21 protein-coding genes and 4 tRNA genes are annotated in these 16,500 nt (G+C 65.3%); 12 read left to right on the forward strand and 13 right to left on the reverse strand.

What is annotated here, in order from left to right:
* Window positions 1-34: 34 nt before the first annotated feature.
* The 4 genes from msrB to MKK62_RS19680 form a co-directional block, all read right to left on the reverse strand.
* Window positions 35-451: a peptide-methionine (R)-S-oxide reductase MsrB gene (msrB, locus tag MKK62_RS19665; protein WP_240258264.1), complete on the reverse strand. Its 417-nt coding sequence runs from the start codon at window positions 449-451 to the stop codon at window positions 35-37.
* Window positions 448-1,728, reverse strand: a complete 1,281-nt coding sequence (gene aftC / locus MKK62_RS19670; RefSeq protein ID WP_240264045.1) for an arabinofuranan 3-O-arabinosyltransferase — start codon at window positions 1,726-1,728, stop codon at window positions 448-450. The genes msrB and aftC overlap by 4 nt, the downstream gene beginning before the upstream one ends.
* Before the next feature lie 78 nt (window positions 1,729-1,806).
* A complete protein-coding gene (locus MKK62_RS19675) occupies window positions 1,807-3,366 on the reverse strand; it encodes an alpha/beta fold hydrolase (RefSeq protein ID WP_240258263.1) in 1,560 nt (519 codons plus the stop codon).
* 36 nt (window positions 3,367-3,402) lie between these two features.
* Window positions 3,403-4,170 carry a pyrimidine reductase family protein gene (locus tag MKK62_RS19680; protein WP_286670867.1) on the reverse strand — a complete coding sequence of 256 codons (768 nt, stop codon included), beginning with the start codon at window positions 4,168-4,170 and terminating at the stop codon, window positions 3,403-3,405.
* 34 nt (window positions 4,171-4,204) lie between these two features.
* Here MKK62_RS19680 and zapE point away from each other — a divergent pair, with 34 nt between their 5' ends.
* On the forward strand, window positions 4,205-5,230 hold the full coding sequence (gene zapE, locus MKK62_RS19685) for a cell division protein ZapE (protein WP_240258261.1): 1,026 nt from the start codon (window positions 4,205-4,207) through the stop codon (window positions 5,228-5,230).
* On the opposite strand, the gene MKK62_RS19690 is transcribed toward zapE, so the two are convergent.
* The 4 genes from MKK62_RS19690 to MKK62_RS19705 form a co-directional block, all read right to left on the reverse strand.
* Window positions 5,220-5,759, reverse strand: coding sequence for a GNAT family N-acetyltransferase (locus MKK62_RS19690; protein ID WP_240258260.1), 540 nt, complete (start codon window positions 5,757-5,759; stop codon window positions 5,220-5,222). The genes zapE and MKK62_RS19690 overlap by 11 nt on opposite strands.
* A 46-nt stretch (window positions 5,760-5,805) precedes the next feature.
* Window positions 5,806-6,312 (reverse strand): hypothetical protein, encoded by a 507-nt coding sequence (locus tag MKK62_RS19695; protein ID WP_240258257.1) that lies wholly within the window; start codon window positions 6,310-6,312, stop codon window positions 5,806-5,808.
* Window positions 6,313-6,379: 67 nt separating this feature from the next.
* Window positions 6,380-7,096, reverse strand: coding sequence for a Clp protease N-terminal domain-containing protein (locus tag MKK62_RS19700; protein ID WP_240258256.1), 717 nt, complete (start codon window positions 7,094-7,096; stop codon window positions 6,380-6,382).
* A 52-nt stretch (window positions 7,097-7,148) separates the two neighbouring features.
* Window positions 7,149-7,634 carry an SRPBCC family protein gene (locus MKK62_RS19705; protein WP_240258254.1) on the reverse strand — a complete coding sequence of 162 codons (486 nt, stop codon included), beginning with the start codon at window positions 7,632-7,634 and terminating at the stop codon, window positions 7,149-7,151.
* A 66-nt stretch (window positions 7,635-7,700) separates the two neighbouring features.
* On the opposite strand from MKK62_RS19705, the gene MKK62_RS19710 reads away from it, so the two are divergent.
* The 5 genes from MKK62_RS19710 to MKK62_RS19730 all read left to right on the forward strand — a co-directional run bounded on the left by MKK62_RS19710 (window position 7,701) and on the right by MKK62_RS19730 (window position 10,836).
* Window positions 7,701-8,084 carry a DUF732 domain-containing protein gene (locus MKK62_RS19710; RefSeq protein WP_240258253.1) on the forward strand — a complete coding sequence of 128 codons (384 nt, stop codon included), beginning with the start codon at window positions 7,701-7,703 and terminating at the stop codon, window positions 8,082-8,084.
* Window positions 8,085-8,148: 64 nt separating this feature from the next.
* Complete coding sequence (locus MKK62_RS19715) at window positions 8,149-8,478, forward strand: DUF732 domain-containing protein (protein ID WP_240258252.1); 330 nt, start codon at window positions 8,149-8,151, stop codon at window positions 8,476-8,478.
* Between the two features lie 56 nt (window positions 8,479-8,534).
* Window positions 8,535-9,638: an LLM class flavin-dependent oxidoreductase gene (locus MKK62_RS19720; RefSeq protein ID WP_240264044.1), complete on the forward strand. Its 1,104-nt coding sequence runs from the start codon at window positions 8,535-8,537 to the stop codon at window positions 9,636-9,638.
* A gap of 129 nt (window positions 9,639-9,767) precedes the next feature.
* Window positions 9,768-9,995, forward strand: a complete 228-nt coding sequence (locus MKK62_RS19725) for a hypothetical protein (protein ID WP_240258250.1) — start codon at window positions 9,768-9,770, stop codon at window positions 9,993-9,995.
* Window positions 9,996-10,539: 544 nt separating this feature from the next.
* Entirely contained in the window at window positions 10,540-10,836 is a 297-nt protein-coding gene (locus MKK62_RS19730) for a DUF732 domain-containing protein (RefSeq protein ID WP_240258249.1), read from the forward strand.
* A gap of 15 nt (window positions 10,837-10,851) precedes the next feature.
* On the opposite strand, the gene MKK62_RS19735 is transcribed toward MKK62_RS19730, so the two are convergent.
* Both MKK62_RS19735 and MKK62_RS19740 read right to left on the reverse strand, forming a co-directional pair.
* Entirely contained in the window at window positions 10,852-11,094 is a 243-nt protein-coding gene (locus MKK62_RS19735) for a hypothetical protein (RefSeq protein ID WP_240258248.1), read from the reverse strand.
* Window positions 11,095-11,183: 89 nt separating this feature from the next.
* Complete coding sequence (locus MKK62_RS19740; protein ID WP_434084969.1) at window positions 11,184-11,534, reverse strand: metal-sensitive transcriptional regulator; 351 nt, start codon at window positions 11,532-11,534, stop codon at window positions 11,184-11,186.
* Window positions 11,535-11,647: 113 nt separating this feature from the next.
* Here MKK62_RS19740 and MKK62_RS19745 point away from each other — a divergent pair, with 113 nt between their 5' ends.
* From MKK62_RS19745 to MKK62_RS19755, 3 genes are all read left to right on the forward strand, one after another.
* Complete coding sequence (locus tag MKK62_RS19745) at window positions 11,648-11,992, forward strand: hypothetical protein (protein ID WP_240258247.1); 345 nt, start codon at window positions 11,648-11,650, stop codon at window positions 11,990-11,992.
* A 304-nt stretch (window positions 11,993-12,296) separates the two neighbouring features.
* A complete protein-coding gene (locus tag MKK62_RS19750; RefSeq protein WP_240258246.1) occupies window positions 12,297-12,527 on the forward strand; it encodes a hypothetical protein in 231 nt (76 codons plus the stop codon).
* 132 nt (window positions 12,528-12,659) lie between these two features.
* Window positions 12,660-12,803 (forward strand): hypothetical protein, encoded by a 144-nt coding sequence (locus MKK62_RS19755; protein WP_240258245.1) that lies wholly within the window; start codon window positions 12,660-12,662, stop codon window positions 12,801-12,803.
* Window positions 12,804-12,881: 78 nt separating this feature from the next.
* On the opposite strand, the gene MKK62_RS19760 is transcribed toward MKK62_RS19755, so the two are convergent.
* The 3 genes from MKK62_RS19760 to MKK62_RS19770 form a co-directional block, all read right to left on the reverse strand.
* A tRNA-Val gene (locus MKK62_RS19760) sits at window positions 12,882-12,956 on the reverse strand.
* A gap of 13 nt (window positions 12,957-12,969) precedes the next feature.
* Window positions 12,970-13,043, reverse strand: a tRNA-Cys gene (locus MKK62_RS19765).
* A 27-nt stretch (window positions 13,044-13,070) separates the two neighbouring features.
* A tRNA-Gly gene (locus MKK62_RS19770) sits at window positions 13,071-13,143 on the reverse strand.
* A 169-nt stretch (window positions 13,144-13,312) separates the two neighbouring features.
* On the opposite strand from MKK62_RS19770, the gene MKK62_RS19775 reads away from it, so the two are divergent.
* From MKK62_RS19775 to MKK62_RS19785, 3 genes are all read left to right on the forward strand, one after another.
* A tRNA-Val gene (locus tag MKK62_RS19775) sits at window positions 13,313-13,384 on the forward strand.
* A gap of 216 nt (window positions 13,385-13,600) precedes the next feature.
* Window positions 13,601-16,102, forward strand: a complete 2,502-nt coding sequence (locus tag MKK62_RS19780; protein WP_240258244.1) for a SpoIIE family protein phosphatase — start codon at window positions 13,601-13,603, stop codon at window positions 16,100-16,102.
* The gene (locus MKK62_RS19785; RefSeq protein ID WP_240258243.1) at window positions 16,102-16,416 is read left to right on the forward strand and encodes an STAS domain-containing protein; all 315 of its coding nucleotides are present in this window, start codon (window positions 16,102-16,104) and stop codon (window positions 16,414-16,416) included. Before MKK62_RS19780 ends, MKK62_RS19785 begins: the two co-directional genes overlap by 1 nt.
* Window positions 16,417-16,500 lie beyond the last annotated feature (84 nt).

Below are 16,500 nucleotides of genomic sequence, written 5' to 3' on the forward strand. Positions count from 1 at the left end.
GGTGGTTTTTCGCCCGGCGGCACTTCCGTCGCCGTCAAGACCCGGAAGGGACCAGGCGCAGCGAAATCGAGTTGATGCAGTACCGCTGATCGGTCGGGGTGGGGTAGCCCTCGCCCTCGAAAACGTGCCCGAGGTGACTGTGGCAGTTGGCGCACAGTACTTCGACGCGCTTCATGCCCAGCGAGTTGTCGGTCCGCAGGATCACGGCGTCGGAGTTGGCCGGATCGAAGAAGGACGGCCAGCCACAGTGAGATTCGAATTTCTCGGTGCTGCGGAACAATTCCGCGCCGCATGCCCGGCAGTTGTAGACGCCCTCGGTCTTGGTGTCGGTGTACTCGCCGACGAACGGTCGCTCGGTACCGGCCCGGCGCAACACCTCGAACTCCTGCGGGTTGAGTTTCTTGCGCCATTCGTCGTCGCTGAGCTGCACTCGCGGCTGGGCATTCGTCATGCCACCAAGTTAGCGCGGGGTTGCTCGCGCGTCATCCATGGCGGATCGATCCCCTCGTCGAGTCGGTGCTCGGCCTTTGCATCCAGGTAACGGAAGTACAGCACGCAGAATGTCACGATCAGCAGCAGCGACCAGCCGTAGGTGATCTTCAGGTACTCCAGCGGCCGCCCGACGAACATCCAGTTGAACAGCAGCCAGCGGTCCATTGTCAGGAAGCCGTAGATACCCAGCCACGCCGGCCAGTTGCGGATCACCGAATTGCGCAACACCACCGTCATCAAGAACGGGAACAGCATCATCGAGTAGTAGCCCTGCGCCAACGCCAGCACCAACCACGACCACAACAGCAGCACACCCGACGATGTGGTGAACCAGAACAGCGGGTCACGGGTGCGGTAGTAGCGGTAGAGCAGCCATAGGCTGCCGATGGCCAACAGGGTGAACAGGATTCGCAACAGGTGGATCAACCAGAACGGCAATCCGAAGTAGACACCGTTACCTTCGATCGAGCTGTTGAAGTAGTCGCGGACGCCCAGCATGTAGGGCACGGTGCGGGTGATGAAGTCGCCGGGGTGCACGACCAGCCCCCAGGCCGCGAGGTTGAACGCCACCGGCACCAGGAAGGCCGGCATCAACGCGCGCCACTGCCGGTTCAGCAGGGGAAGCAGCAGCAGTGGACCCAACGCCGGCTTGACCACGAGAGTCAGCCCTATCGCGATGCCGGCCCACCACTGGCGGCTGGTCCGGCCGTCCAACAGCCACTGCAGAAACAGCACCTCGCACAGCAGGATGACACCGTTGATGTTGGTGAAAACCAGTGTATTGGTGACGGATTCGGTGCAGAACATGGCGAGCAGCAGGGCCGGGGCCGCTACCGAACTCAGGCTGAACTTGAACATTTTCAGCAGCACATAGGCGGCGAGAACGATGGCGGTGCTGTTGATGGCGACGAACAGATACCGTGACTCCGCGAACGGCAGGTAGCCGAACGGCGCCATGATCAGCGTGCCGCCGGGCGGATACAAGTAGTGCGGGTCGACGTAGTCGAAGTGCTCGTTGTAGATGTCCCAGCCGTGACGGAAGTTCAGCACCGCGCGGTAGACGGGCTTGAAGTCGTCGGTGATGTTGCCGTTGGTGGTGACCACGATCGTACGGTGGATGACCGCGAGAATGGCCACCGGCCACAGCGCCGACCGCAGCACGGTAGCGGCGCTTGGAGCTGTTGTGCGGGGGGCGAACCAGGCGCGTACACCGCCGCGAGAGTTGACCGGCGTCACGGCAGCGCTTCCCGTCGTCGCTTGCTCTGCTTCGTCGTCGGCGCGCGTCACGAGCGAGACCTTATCTGGCGCGCGAGATCAGGCGGGACAGTAGGTGTCGGTGGCCGGCAGGGTGCCGCTGTCGAGGTAACCGATCAGCGGCGGCACGGCACACGAGGAATAGATGCTGGCGCCGTGCCCGATGCCCTGCCACATCACCCGCTTGCTGGCGGCGGTGGCGTTGATGATGGTGGCGGCGGTTGCCGAGACGCCCTCGGATCCCACGATCGGATCGTCCTGGACTCCCATCAGCATCACGTTGACGGCCAGCTTCTTGGGCGGTTGTGGCGGTGTGGAACTCGGCCAGGAAACGCATTTGACGAGGCTGAGCGCGCCGACCGTGCCGAACTGCGGGTAGAGCTTGCCCCAAGCGACCACCAATTCCCGAATTCGGTCCGGGGTGGGCCGGTTGACCGCGTCGCTGCACGAGTTGACGAACTGCCCGTCGGTTCCGCGGGTACTTTGCGCGCGGTTGATCAGATTGGCCAGCAGATTGGTGTCGCCGCCGCGGGCGTTGGCCAGCGCGGTGGCCAACTCGTTGGTGGTGCCGACCCGATCGCCGGAGGGGTAGCCCAGCGCGGTGCTGATCGCGCTGACGATCGAGGCCACCGACGCGCCCGCCGGGCCGTGGCCGGCTCGGGCGTCGGCGAGTATGCCGCTGACAGCGCCCTTCGGATCGGGCCCCAGCGGGCAGTTCACTGCGGCGCACTGAGCGGCGAACGCATCGAGCGCCGCCTGCTGGCCTTTGACCCGCTGCTCGGCGGCGGCCTCGGCGCCCACTCCCAAAGCCAAGGGGGAGTCGAGCACCAATCGGGCCACCTTGTCGGGATGGGCGCTGGCGTACGACAGCGCCACCTGGGCGCCGTTGCCAATGCCGATCAGTGCCAGCGACGGCACATCCCAGATGCTGCGCAGCCGCTCGATGTCGGTCGCGGCATGAGTGTTGTCGTAGGCCGAGTCACCGGGTGCGATGGTGTCAGTGCAACTGGTGGTGGCGTTGTGGACGATGTCGGCGAGGTTGGCGACGGGGTCGTTGCCGGCCTCGAACTGCGCTTGGTCGTGAATCTCTTGGCGATCGTATTGTTCGAGGCAGTCCACCGGACTCGAGTTGCCCATGCCCCGTCGGTCGACGGCCACGATCGGGTGTTTGTCGAGCACGTCGGCACCAGCACGCGCCAGCCATACCGGCAGTTGCAGCGACGACGGCAGGTCCGAGCCGGTGGTGAACACCAGCGGCCCGGCGTCGTCCGGTGTCTTGACGGATTTGGCACGAACGACGCCGATACTCAGCGACCCAGCCGCGCCATTGACCGGGTCCAGGTCGGCGTCATAGCTCGCGCAGTCCAGCTTCACGCCGCCCGGCGCGGGAGCCCCGGCGTCACCGAACTCCCTCGACGTGCAGTCGTGCCACGACAATTCGTTCTTCGGCTTGGCTATCGGCGGCGGTCCCGTCGGAGCGGTGGACTTGGTGGGCTTGCCCTGCGGCCGGGCGCCCGCGTCGGTAGCGAACCGCGGGTTTGCGGCCAGACCCGGCGCACAGCCGGCCAGCAACGTCGTCACCACGATCAGCGAAGTGGTGAATGCGGCGCGCCTGCTCATGCCGACCACAGTAGCGATCGGCCGACCGATCTGGGCCTATGGCCTGACGTAGCGCGTGTAGAGGTATCCGTCGTCGTCGGTGAGGATGTGCGCGCACCGCATGGCGGTCAGCACCTGTTCCGAACCGGTAGCGATGCGGCCGGCGTGACCGCCGACCAGGCTCGGCGCGATGGTCAGGCACAGCTCGTCGAGCAGGCCGCGTTCGACGAACGAGCTGAACAGCATCGGGCCGCCCTCGGTCAGCACCCGCGGCAGACCGCGGTCGGCGAGGGCGGCCAGCACGGCGGCGGGGTCAACGCTGTCGGGGTCGTCGATCGAGCAGTCGACGACGTCGGCCAGCCCGGCCAGCGTGCGCCGGGTTTGCTCGGCCGCCGCGCTGCAGGTGCAGACCAGGGGAGGCACTTCGGTGCGGGTGAAGACCGGCATATCCCGCTCCAGACGACCGGATTTCGAGACGATCGCAATCTGCGGGACTTCGCTTTGCCCGCGGATCTGCCGGCGTTGCCGCTGTACGACGGTCGGACGTGCACCGGCGTAGCCCTCGGTTCGCACCGTGCCGGCACCGACCAGGATGACGTCGGCCATTTCGCGCAGCGCGCCGAACACCGCCCGGTCGCCGGGGCCGCCGAGTTCACCGGACTTGCCGCCGAACGTCGCGCCGCCGTCCAGGCTGGCGATGAAATTGGCGCGCAACCAGACGCCTGCATGGGTGGGGTAGCCGTAGAACTCAGGCAGGTCGCCGCCGTCGACCTCACGCGACGAACCGAGCAGCCGCATCTGCACCGCACCGGAGCCGTCAGCCATGCGCATGATTGCAGCACGTCGATAGGGTGCGTGCATGCAGGGGGTTGCGCGTCTGGTCGACCGGCAGCCGACCGTCTCGCCGGAGCGGCTCGTCGCGCAGCTCACGCCACCGACGACGTTCGCCGACGCCACCTTCGCGAGCTATCACCCCGACCCGGCTGAACCAAGCCAAGCGGTGGCCGTGGCCGCCTGCCGACGCTTCTGTGAGCGCGCCGTCGAACGCCGCCGTGGCCGCAAGAAGCTGTTCGGCCGACGCGAGGCGTTGCCCGGTCTCGGGTTGTATCTCGACGGCGGATTCGGTGTCGGCAAGACGCACCTGCTGGCGGCCGCCTACCGACAGGTGCCCGACGACGTTGCGTACCCGAAAGCATTTGCGACGTTCATGGAGCTCACCCAGCTCGCCGGCGTATTCGGTTTCGTCGAATGCGTCGAATTGCTGGGCAGTTACACCCTGCTGTGCATCGACGAGTTCGAACTCGACGACCCAGGCAACACCACGCTGGTCTCGCGACTGCTCGCCCAACTCGTCGAACGCGGTGTGTCGGTGGCCGCCACCTCCAACACGCTGCCCGAACAGCTCGGCGAGGGCCGATTCGCCGCACAAGACTTCCTGCGTGAAATCACAACGCTGGCAACAATTTTCGACGTGGTTCGAATCGACGGCCCCGATTACCGCCACCGTGATCTGCCGCCGGCGCCGCGACCGCCGTCGGACGACGAGGTGGCCGCCTACGCCGCACGAGTGCCGGGCGCGACCCTCGACGACTTCGACGCGCTCTGCGCCCACCTGGCCACCATGCATCCCTCGCGCTACCTGACACTGGTCGACGGGGTGACGGTGGTCTGCCTGACCGGCGTGCACGGCATCGACGATCAGAACGTGGCGCTGCGACTGGTCGCGCTGACCGACCGGCTGTACGACGCCGGCATCCCGGTGCTGGCCGCCGGCGAACGGCTCGACCGCATCTTCAGTGCGGAGATGCTGGCCGGCGGCTTCCGGAAGAAATATCTACGGGCCACGTCGCGGCTGCTGGCGCTGAGTGCCGCGGTCAACGCGTGAACGGCCGGACCATCACATAGTCGTTTTCGAGGTGGTCGCCGAGCCGAAAACTCCTGTGCCCGCTGACCGTGAAACCGCTCTTGGCGTAAAAGCGTTGCGCCCGCGCGTTTTTCTGATTCACGCCGAGCCACACGCAGCCGTCCCCGCGCTCAGCGGCCGCGGTGAGCGCCGCGTTCATCAAGGCCGCCGCCGCGCCGGAACCGTGATGCGCCGGCAGCACGTACATCTTCGACAGCTCGACGGCGGGCCGGATGTCGACGGCGCGCTGAACATCGGGATCGTCGGACACACCGCTGATCAGCATGGCGTAGCCGGTAATTGAGCCACCGTCGCTGGTGGTGAAGATCAGCCGCTGCGGGTCGGCCAGGTAGTCGGTGAACCGCGCGTCAGACAGGTTCGCGTCGATGAATGCGGCGATGTCGGGCAGCGCCACCGACGGGGGGCAGGCCAGGGGAAACGTGCGCGCCGCGACCGCAGCCAACTCGACCGCGTCGACGGAGCTCGTGGTCGCAACGCGCGCTACGGTCATTTGCCCGGCCCCTCCTCAGACCGTTCCGGTCTGCATCGTCGCCGCGCTAGAGGTTCCACTGCGCCAGGTGATACCCCGTTTTTCGGTCCAGCAGAACAACAGTCGAGACCGGATCGCGGTAGGCCTCCCAGTAGACGCCGCCACGAACGATCGATCCGGCCGGCGCATTGGCCAAGGCGGCGTCCAGCGCGTCGGGTGCGTCGGACGGCCGAGACTTGTAGGCGTCGCCGAACGGCGTGACTCCGTCGAAGGTGAAGTCGGTGGCCATTTGATACGGGGTCGGCGCCCGAACCGCGTGAATCGCCACATCGGCACGCACCACCGCGCTGTTCGGGAAGCTCTTCACCGGGACACCGACCCGGTTGTAACCGAACCCGGGCGGCGGATCGACCGGTTGGACGCTGCTGACCGTTACGTCGGCGATCATCTTCCCGGTGTCGACGCGCAAGGTGTCACCGAGATGACCGATCGGTGCGTCGCCCGCCGACGCGCGCGGTACCGCGAGGAATGTGGCCGCGATAGCGGTGATCACGACAACTAGGTAGCGGCGCATCAGTCCTCCTCGACGACCATCGCATGATGGCACACTGGCTGCTTCCTAGTGTCGGGATGCACAACCCTCAGCGTTTCTTGCCGGTGGCCAGAGACTCCAGTACGGCGGCCAGATCGGCCTCCGCACGGGCCTTGTCGACACCGGCTTGGTGCAGTCGGCCGCTGCCGTCTTCCAGTTCGAGCAATGCGAGCAGGATGTGCTCGGTGCCAATGTAGTTGTGGCCCAAGCGAAGAGCTTCGCGAAAGGTGAGCTCGAGCACTTTGCGGGCCGAGCCGCTGAACGGAATCAGCGCGGGCACTTCGTCGGCTGACGGCGGCAGAGAGATTGCGGCGCGCAACGACTCGGGGTCGATACGCTGCGAGCGCAGCAGCTTGGTGACCAGGGCCTCGGGATCGCTCAACACCCCGAGAATCAAGTGGTCGGGGGTGATTTCGTCGTTGCCGGCGTCGCGCGCGGCCGTTTGAGCGGCGACCACGGAGTCGCGGGCTCGCGGGGTGAAGCGTTCGAAGCCGCCGCCTCCGTCGAGGCTGGTGTTCTCGGCGCGCAGGACGAACCGCTTCTGAGCCGCCTGTTTGGTCACACCCATGCTCCTGCCGATGTCGGTCCACGACGCTCCAGATCGCCGCGCCTGATCAACGAAATGCCCGATCAGGTGGTCGGCGATCTCGCCGAGATGCTCCGCGGCCAGCACCGCGTCGCTGAGTTGATCAAGCACGTCGGAATGCACCTTCTTGATCGTGTTGATCATGTCGTCGAGGCGAACCGGTCCGATCATCTGCGCCATGGCGTCAACAGTAGGTTGACGCTAGCGGCCCGTCAACCATACGTTGACGCCGTCAGCCCTTTGGATAGCCGCGTCGGACCGTCCGGTCGAGGATGCCCAGCGATGCTCGCAGCGCCCCTTCGGAGATGACGGGAAAGATGCCAGCCTCGCGCCACTTGTCGTCGATCTGCGACCAGTCGTAGAACGAGGTGACCAGCGTTCCGTCGCCCTGCGCGTCGGGTTCGAGCCGGTACCCGTAGACGTGACCGATTTGCGGCCTGATCTGACCCAGCACCGTCCACGCAATCGACCGGTCCTGTTCGAATTCGCGGATGGTGACTGTGACGTCGTACTTGCCGAGTTCCGGGAAATCGTTGAGCGCCTCGCGATCCATGTGCACCACGAAGCTGTCGCCGGCGGCGGCAACGGCGGACCCGTCGGCGTCCTGCAACATGCCCGACGAATCGATCGCGACGTGACCCTGCGGGTCGCAGAGGACGGCGAAAATGTCGGCGGGCGGAGCGGCGATTGTGCGTTGGACTTCAATTCTTTCGACCATTCGGCCGATCTTGTCAGGGCGCTGGAGTCGACGGAGCGATTCGGTCACCGCGACAAAATCGGCCCGATGCGCGACGATGTCGTGATGAGGTTCGGCCTGGCGATGGCGGCAGTGGCGGCGGCACTCGCCTTTGCCCCTTCGGTGCAGGCGAGCCCGACGGGGTCCGACCCCAGCGTGGATGCCAGCTTTCTCGACGCGCTGACCAAGACGGACATCACCATCAAAAGCCCGACCGGCGCTGTCAAGGCGGCCAAAGCGGCGTGCGGCATGATGGCCCAGGGTCGGCCGCAACTCGATGTGGTGGAACTCGTGACGCGGCAGAATCCGGGCTTGGACACCACAAGGGCCGCGCAATTCACCGCGATCGCGGCAAGCGCTTACTGCCCGCAATTCCTGCAACGCGTCGACAACCACACCGCACCGGGCACCGTTCAACCCCCCGCCGGGTAACTCTCGCCTCGAGGTATGTGGCGCCGGTTCGACTACGGCGCCGAGGTCGGCGATGATGAGCGCCATGAGCCGTCTTCTGCTGGTGGTCGGGGCCGCGTCGGCGTTAGTTTTGGCGGCACCCGTTCATGCGGAGCCGGGCGTTGACGCGAGCTTCGTTGATGCGCTGACCAAGGCGGGCATCACGTTCAACGACCCCGGCAACGCCGTCGAGGCGGGCCACACGACGTGTGATCTGATAGCGCAGGGGAAGCCCGGCATACAAGTGGTTCAGCTTGTGCAACAACAGAATTCGGGGATCAGCACGGTCAGCGCCGCGAAGTTCACCGCGATCGCGGTAACCGCCTACTGCCCGCAGTACGTGCAGCAAGTGGGAGGATCGGGCGGTCAGCAGTAGGCAGCGACCACCGGGGGTCAAGGGTGAAAGTCGGACTGGCGGCGCAGGCGCTGCCCATGCGTTTCTCGCCGATGGCAGTGACGCGAAGCAGCTATCTGTCGGCGGTGGCCGCGCGTGCGGACTCCTTTTGGCTGGCCGATCACCTGAATTCGTTGTTTCCGCGGGCGATGGCACAGCCGAAATACATCGGAGCCGCGCGACTGACACCCAAGGTCGACGCGAACCTCGAACCATGGACGGTGCTAGGACACTTGGCCGCGCGAAATCGGTTGGGACGCATGCGTCTCGGTATCGGCGTCACCGACACCGGTCGACGCAACCCGGCGGTCACGGCGCAGGCGGCCGCAACCCTGCACCTGCTCACCAAGGGTCGGGCGATTCTCGGCATCGGCACCGGGGAACGCGAAGGCAACGAACCTTACGGTGTCGACTGGTCGCGACCGGTGGCGCGGTTCGAAGAGGCCATGGCGACGATCCGGGCCTTGTGGAATTCCGGGGGAGAACTAGTCAACCGCGACTCTCCGTTCTTCCCGCTGCACAACGCGGTGTTCGACCTGTGGCCTTATCGCGGCAAGTGGCCGGAGATCTGGATCGCCTCGCACGGACCCAGGATGTTGCGCGCGACGGGCCGGTATGCCGACGCGTGGTTTCCCGCTGCGGTGTTTTCGCCGACGGACTACGCCCGTGGCCTGGACGCGGTTCGCGTCGCCGCCTCCGACGCCGGACGGGATCCGTCGTCGATCGGCGCCGCGATGCTGTTCTTTACCGTGACCGGTCGCAGTCGCGACGAAATCGACGAGGCGCTCGAGTCCACCGCCATGAAGACTTTCGCGCTGAACGCGCCCGCGGAACTGTGGAAGAGGCACAACGTTTCCCACCCGCTCGGTGACGATTTCACCGGCTCGCAGGACATCATCCCGCAGGTCTTCGACGAGGAGTCGGTGTTGAGGTACACCTCGAACGTTCCGTCGTCGCTACTCAAAGATGCCTGCCTGCAGGGCACTCACGACGAGATCGTGGACCAGCTCGCGGATTGGCGCGACCACGGGCTGGGCTACCCGGTTCTGCTGAATCTGAGCACCCTGCAGCCGAGCCTTCGGCGCGGCCTGGCCGCCGGCGGCCCGTTCGCGAGGGTTATGCGGGGGGCGCGCAGACTGTAGGGCACACTTCGCATGCTGGACAAGGTTTTTCGTTCGGTTTAGGTGTGCGTGCACCGGGTAACACTGCGTGATCGCTCAGAAGGCATGCGGTTGACAATTGTCCAAACACACGCTCATCGGGGTGATTGAATGCCTACCACCCACATCATGCGACACCGCATCGGAGACCTCTGGCAACTCACGACGCCGGAGGGGCAACTCGTCGACTCGGTGACCGCGGCCAGCCAGGCCGAAGCAGCGCTGGCCGTGCAGCACCTCGTGCCGCGCGACGGCCGCTGGCAGGGCCGCCCTCACGGCCAGTACACCTACCAGGCGCCGGGACGGCTCGAAGTCCTTCGTCGAGCGCAACGCATCTGAGTCGTTACACCCCGGCCCAGAACCACTTCTGGGAACCCTCGTCCCACCTGGGCTGCATGTGTTGTGCCCACGGAGGAGGGGGAGGCGGCGGCGGGACGTCAAGGGGCGCGTAGGGCGGAGCGTAAGCCGGCCGAACGGAGTACCAATCCGGTGGAGCGGGTTGTGGATGGCACTCGCCGGTCCAGACGTTGCGAGACCAATTGACGTCGCAGTGCGGTGAACTGGACACGCAATGTGAAGCCACGCCGGGGTCGCACCTGGCGGGGCTCGCGGCGCCTGTCCCGACAGCGACGGAGGCCATTGGAGTCACTGCGGCCGCAACAGTGATCGTCAGACGGCGAAGAAACCTCGTCATATCGGGCCTCTCGGTGGGCGGGCGTCCCTCAGCTTAGGCGCACAGCCCCGGCCGGGGCTGTGAAATCGCTTCGTGATCGTGAGTTGGGTCACGATTGCGGCATGTCGGGCAGAGTGCGGGTAATTCCGGTGTTGGTAGACGACAGCGGCCACTAATCAGGACGGTGACCTCGACCATAGCGAGGCTGACATGAGGCACAACAACCGCAACGGGCACAGCGTCTTTCGCGCATCTCTACTGACAGCCGGTGCTGCAATAGTAGCGACGCTGACGCTTGCGGCGCCGGCCCACGCCGCCACCATCGACTCCCGCTACGACATTTGCGCGGCGCTTCGCAACGGCACCAGCCTCGCCGCGATCGAGACGACGCTCGAGGCGAGCGGATACAACGCCACCAACGCCGGTGTGTTGACCGGCACCACGATCCGCCAGCACTGCCCGGACCAGGTCGCCAACGCGACCGCTCAAGCGCAGGTCGCGCGCTAGATCCGAAACCTCAGATCAGTAGGCTGCCCGGCGCGGTACCGCGGCCACCACCCGCTGCCAACTCGTCGCGATAGTGCAGACGTCGCCGACCCTCGCAATAGCCGCCGCTTCGCAATGTCCGCACTCACATTCAGCCGGATGCGTAAGCAGTTCATCGATGACCCGCCGCACCAACGCCATCGTGACCGGCTCACGCGCTCCTTGGGCAGCGTTGTAGCAATCGATCGCGATCAGGCTGTCGGCGTCCGCCATGCGCATGGCCCCAGTATGCGAGCATGACCGGCGCAAAAGCGGCTTCGACACCTGCCAACCTGCTGGCAGGCAGCTCGAAGCCGAACTCGCGCTGCTTACTTCGGCGCGGTCTTGCCGGCTTGTACTGCCTCGTCGGAGATCGTTCCATTTATGTGAGTATCAGGGCCGGTTAAAGCCGAGCTGAACTTGAGCGCATCGACCAGTTCGGCTATTGCCTGCTCGCCTTTTCCGCCCACGACGGCTTCGGAGAAGCACGTCTCCAAATGGTTGTGCAACATCACGCGATTAGTTCGCTCCAGCGCGGACTGCGCCGCCGAAATCTGTTTCATCACGTCGACGCAATAGGCGTCCGTTTCAAGCATCCGGATGATGCCATCGAGGTGGCCACGCACTGTCTTGAGTCGATTGAGCGCGGAGCGCTTCTTGGCCGTCAACTCATCCGACATTGCCGTCCCCTTCCAGCGCGTACGGCGATGAACTGTGACAAGCTTAGCTGATCCCACCCCACCCGGGGTGGGGTAGCATGGCTCCGTCACGTTCCCTCACAGGAGGTTCACCCATGGCCGATACGACCGAACTCGCCCCGCCGACCGATGAGTCCGGCCCAGCGCCACACCGTCCATCCCGGCTCAACCAAGCACTTGCCTGGGTGGGAATCGCGGCCGGCGGTCTGTTTGTCGTCGGCGCGATTTTCTTGGCCGGCTTCTTCTTGAACTACAGCGAGCACGCCCACATGCAAATGGGTCACGCTGCGATGGCTCACGATGGCAAGGACTGCTGTGCCGACATGAAGCACGGCGACATGAAGCACGACGACATGAAGCCTGGTGGCATGATGCAGCCCGGTGGCATGAAACCAGCCGGGATGGGCCCGGGGATGATGGGTCCGCAGTCGGGAAGCTAAACCATTCGCTGCAACGACTTTCGCGAAAACAAACGGATGAGTCGAGCACCGGATCTCGCGGTCAGCGCGGGGTCCGGCGCTCTTCCCATTACCGGTAACAGTTGCCGCCGACGCTAAAACTTCACTGCGAGGTCTTGGCGGGCTATGCGGCGAACACCCCAGAAGTAGGTGACAAAGGGCATGGTGCACCACAAGTGGCCGTCGCTGCACTCATTGACGCCCACCGTTGACGGACGCCAGCGTCAGGTGATCAAGAGTGCAAAGCTCACGTGCGCGCCGCGCGGCCGTGGCAGGATCTGCTTTCGTGACCAGCGAAGAATCGTTCGACCCCGGCGATGGTGCGGCAGGTGAGACGGGCGAAACGCCGCCGGACGAGCCGTGGTGGCGCAAGCCGATTGTCTCGCTGACCGTTGCCGTATTAGTGGCGTTCCTGCTGGGAATCACCATCTTTCTGCTCGCTGACCGCAATAGCGAACACAGCGGCACAACCCAGACACCGACCTCGCCGACAGCACCAGCAGTACCGAATCACTGAGCACTTCTCGTTGCGGTAATTCGCGCGTCCCTCGTCGGCGACCTGGAGTCGGGAACTGCGACATTCTTGAGGCAGCCCTAACTGGGTACTCACCGTCGGACAGCATCCGATGGCCACAGATCGGGACGACAAATGAGCACACCAGCAGAGGGCGCGGACGAAGCGGACGACGAGTTGCGCCGCACCGCCGAGGACATCGACCAGGGCTCCGGAAACGAGCCCGAAGGACCAGATGACAACACGCCGGCGGGACCGCTTCCAAACGCCAACGCGTGAGGCGTCACCTGGCTGGGTCGATCATTTGGCGCCGTGCCCAAATGTCACTCGCAAATGGGCTTCGACTCGCACAAACTCTGGTGCGCGATACTGGGATTGAACCAGTGACCTCTTCCGTGTCAGGGAAGCGCTCTCCCGCTGAGCTAATCGCGCCGGGGAACAAATCTGGAGGTGGAGACGGGAATCGAACCCGTGTGCACGGCTTTGCAGGCCGTTGCCTCACCACTCGGCCACTCCACCGCTGGATTGATGCCATGTGCACCTTCGAGCGGATGACGGGATTCGAACCCGCGACCCTCACCTTGGCAAGGTGATGCGCTACCAACTGCGCTACATCCGCGCGCCTCGGACGAGATCGTCGCCCGGTGCGAAGCACGACGATAGTCCACGTGAGCGCGACCGCACAAATTCCTCAGTAACAATGGGCGCGCCGGGATTTAACCCCAGGCGGCGCGTTCTCCCGAGATGGCGTCTCGTGTTAACCTTCGACGTCGTTCGCCTCGGCACCCGGTCTCGTAGCTCAGTGGAAGAGCGCCCGCCTCACACGCGGGAGGTCGCTGGTTCGAACCCAGCCGGGACCACCCTTCGGCCAGCCGCTCGGTTTCCCAATGTCGGCAAGTGCGGACACCGAGACCGGTACGTTGAATATCGGCCACGTAGAAAACGGTGGGATTCGCACAGATCTCCGTCCGCAACAACGGCGATCTGGATAACCGAAGCATGAAGGTGGCACAGGTGGACGGTCCTGGGGGTATCGGTCGTCGAGCGACTCAGGTCAGCGCCGGTTGGTGAATCGAATGCGCGATCAGGTTGAAGAACTTCGGGTGGCTCGGGACCAGATAGAGCAGCTCGTGCGGGTGATCGTCGAGATCGGTTCCGACCTCGATTTGCGCGGCACGTTGCATCGAATCGTGCACGCCGCGATGGACCTGACCGATGCCCGCTTCGGCGCGCTCGGCATACGGGGCGCCGAGGGTGCTTTCGCCTCGTTCGTGACATCGGGCATTGCCGACGACACCGCCCGCCGGCTCGGCTATCTCCCAGTGGGGGACGGGTTGCGCATCGCCGACTTGAGCGCTGACCCGCTCGCGGGGGCGCTCGACGTGGGCGCGCTGCCGTTCCGAGCGCTGCTCGCGATGCCGATCAGGGTCCGGTCCGCCGACTTCGGCAACCTCTACCTCGCCGACGACCGGCCGGGACGCCTATTCACCGACGCGCAGGATCGCGCCGTGCGGGCGTTGGCGTCGGCCGCCGCCGTGGCGATCGACAACGCTCGGCTGTTCGAGCGGGAACGCGAAACGGCGAAGTGGACGACGGCAAGCCGTGAGATCACGTCCGCGCTCCTGTCCGGAGACCCGCAGACGGCGCCGCTTCAACTCATCGTCGACCGTGTACTCGAACTGGCCGAGGCCGAGCAGGCAATCCTGTTGGTACCCAGCGATTCTGACGTGGCCGCCGCCGACAACGACACCCTCGTCGTTGCCGCGACCGCGGGCAGATATACCTCCGAGGTGATCGGCCAGCAGGTTCCGATGGATCGCTCAACCACGGGAGGCGTTGCGCGCCGGGGCATTCCGTTGATCACCGACTCTTTCCAGTATCCGATCGAAGGTTTCACCGATGCCGGTGAACGACCGGCGATCGTCATACCGCTGATCGCCGACGATGCGGCGCTCGGCGTCATCGCTGTGGCCCGAAATCCACAGCAACAGGCGTTCAGCAACGACTATCTCGAGTTGGTCAGCGACTTCGCTCGGCACGCTGCACTTGCGTTGGCACTGGCCGCGGGCCGCGAACACGCACTCAACCGACAGCTTGCTCAGGCCGATACAGTCGACGACGCGCTGCAGGTCGCCACCGAGGAATTACGTCGATTATGGCGGGCCCGGCGCGTCCTGGCCGTCACGTTCCCGTCTCACGCGGTCGGAAACGGGCATGGCACACCAGATTTGATCTCGGTCGGTGAAGACGCGCAGTGGCACGACCTACCAGAGCAGCTCCAGCAGATTCTGCGCGCTCTGCCCGACGGCGATCTGCTGACGCCCCACACGTCAGAATCCGGAGCCGCCGGCATCGCGTTGCAGCACCCCGAGGGTGTGCTGGTCGTCTGGATCGATCTGGCCGAAAAGCGTCCCTTCACCCTCGAGGACCAGACGTTGCTCACGATGCTGGCGGCCCGCCTTGGGCAGGGCCTGCAGCGCGTGCATCAGGTCGACCAGCAGCGTGAAACCGCTCTGGCTCTGCAGCACGCCATCCTGGGGCCGGCTGATCTTCCCTCCGGCTTCGCCGTGCGCTATCAAGCCGCCAGTCGTCCCCTGCAGGTGGGCGGAGACTGGTACGACATCGTCGATCTCGAGGACGGACGCATCGGGTTGATTGTGGGCGACTGCGTCGGACACGGTCTCGCCGCGGCGACCGTGATGGGCCAGCTGCGCAGCGCCTGCCGCGCGCTATTGCTCGAACGACCCAGTCCGCGACTCGCTCTTGCCGGCCTGGACCGTTTCGCGGCGCGGCTGCCCGGCGCCCGGTGCGGCACCGCGGTGTGCGCTGTGCTGCACTCGGAGACTGGCGAGCTGGTGTATTCCAGCGCCGGGCATCCACCGCCGATCGTGATGCACGCCGACGGCACGACGCACACCCTCGAGGACGGCCGCACGATTCCGTTGGGTGTGCGCCCCAATCGGGCCCGCCCGGAAGCGCGCATCGTCCTGCCGGCGCGTTCGACGCTGCTGTTGTATACCGATGGCTTGGTCGAGCGCCGGCGCAGCCCGGTGGATGCCGGAATCGACCAAGTGTGTGCCCTGCTCGAGGATGGCCGCGACACCGACATGGAGCTACTGGCAAGCCAGGTGATGTCACGCCTCACGCCCAGCGGCGGCTATCAAGACGACGTTGCACTCTTGCTCTACCGCCATCCCGCGCCGTTGAAGGTCGAGTTTGCGGCCCACCCGGAACGTCTCTCTGAAGTGCGAAATACTTTGCGCGCCTGGCTGATTCGGGCGGAGGTGGTGCCGGATCAAATTCACGCCATCCTTGTTGCGGCCGGGGAAGCGGTCACCAACGCGATCGAGCACGGCCACCGGGACAACCCCGGCGAGATGATCAGCATGCTGGCTGTCGCGAGCGCGGACGAAGTGAGCGTGACCGTTGCCGACAGCGGTTCATGGAAGCCGCCGCGTCCGGTAGGTGCCGAGCATCGAGGGCGAGGCATCGCGCTGATGCGGTCGCTCATGCTCGATGTGACAATCGATTCCGACTCGGCCGGAACCACGGCGCGGATGACTGCGAGGACGAGCTGATGGCTACAGCGCTGAGTTTGGACACGTCCCGAACCGGGGGTGGGGACCTCGTGTTGACGGCGATCGGCGAGCTCGACCTCAGCAACATCGAGTCCTTCACTCAAGCCCTCGCCGCGGATGTGGCCGAGGCTTCCGGGCGCGATGAGATGCTGACGGTCGACCTGCGCGGCATCGACTATCTGGACAGCACGGCCGTCAACGCTCTGTTCGCCCACGCTGAACGCATCATCGTCCTCGCCAACCCGTTCCTGGTTCGCGTGTTCGACATCAGTGGTCTCACCGAATTGGCGACGGTGAAATCGACGTCATCGTAGGTCGAAAGCCGACGTATCGAGGGGCCCGTCGGGTCCGCGTTTAGGTCCCCCTCCCACGGGTAGGACTGCCTAGTCCGAACTTCG

The organism is Mycobacterium paraterrae, from assembly GCF_022430545.2.
Classification (GTDB): domain Bacteria; phylum Actinomycetota; class Actinomycetes; order Mycobacteriales; family Mycobacteriaceae; genus Mycobacterium; species Mycobacterium paraterrae.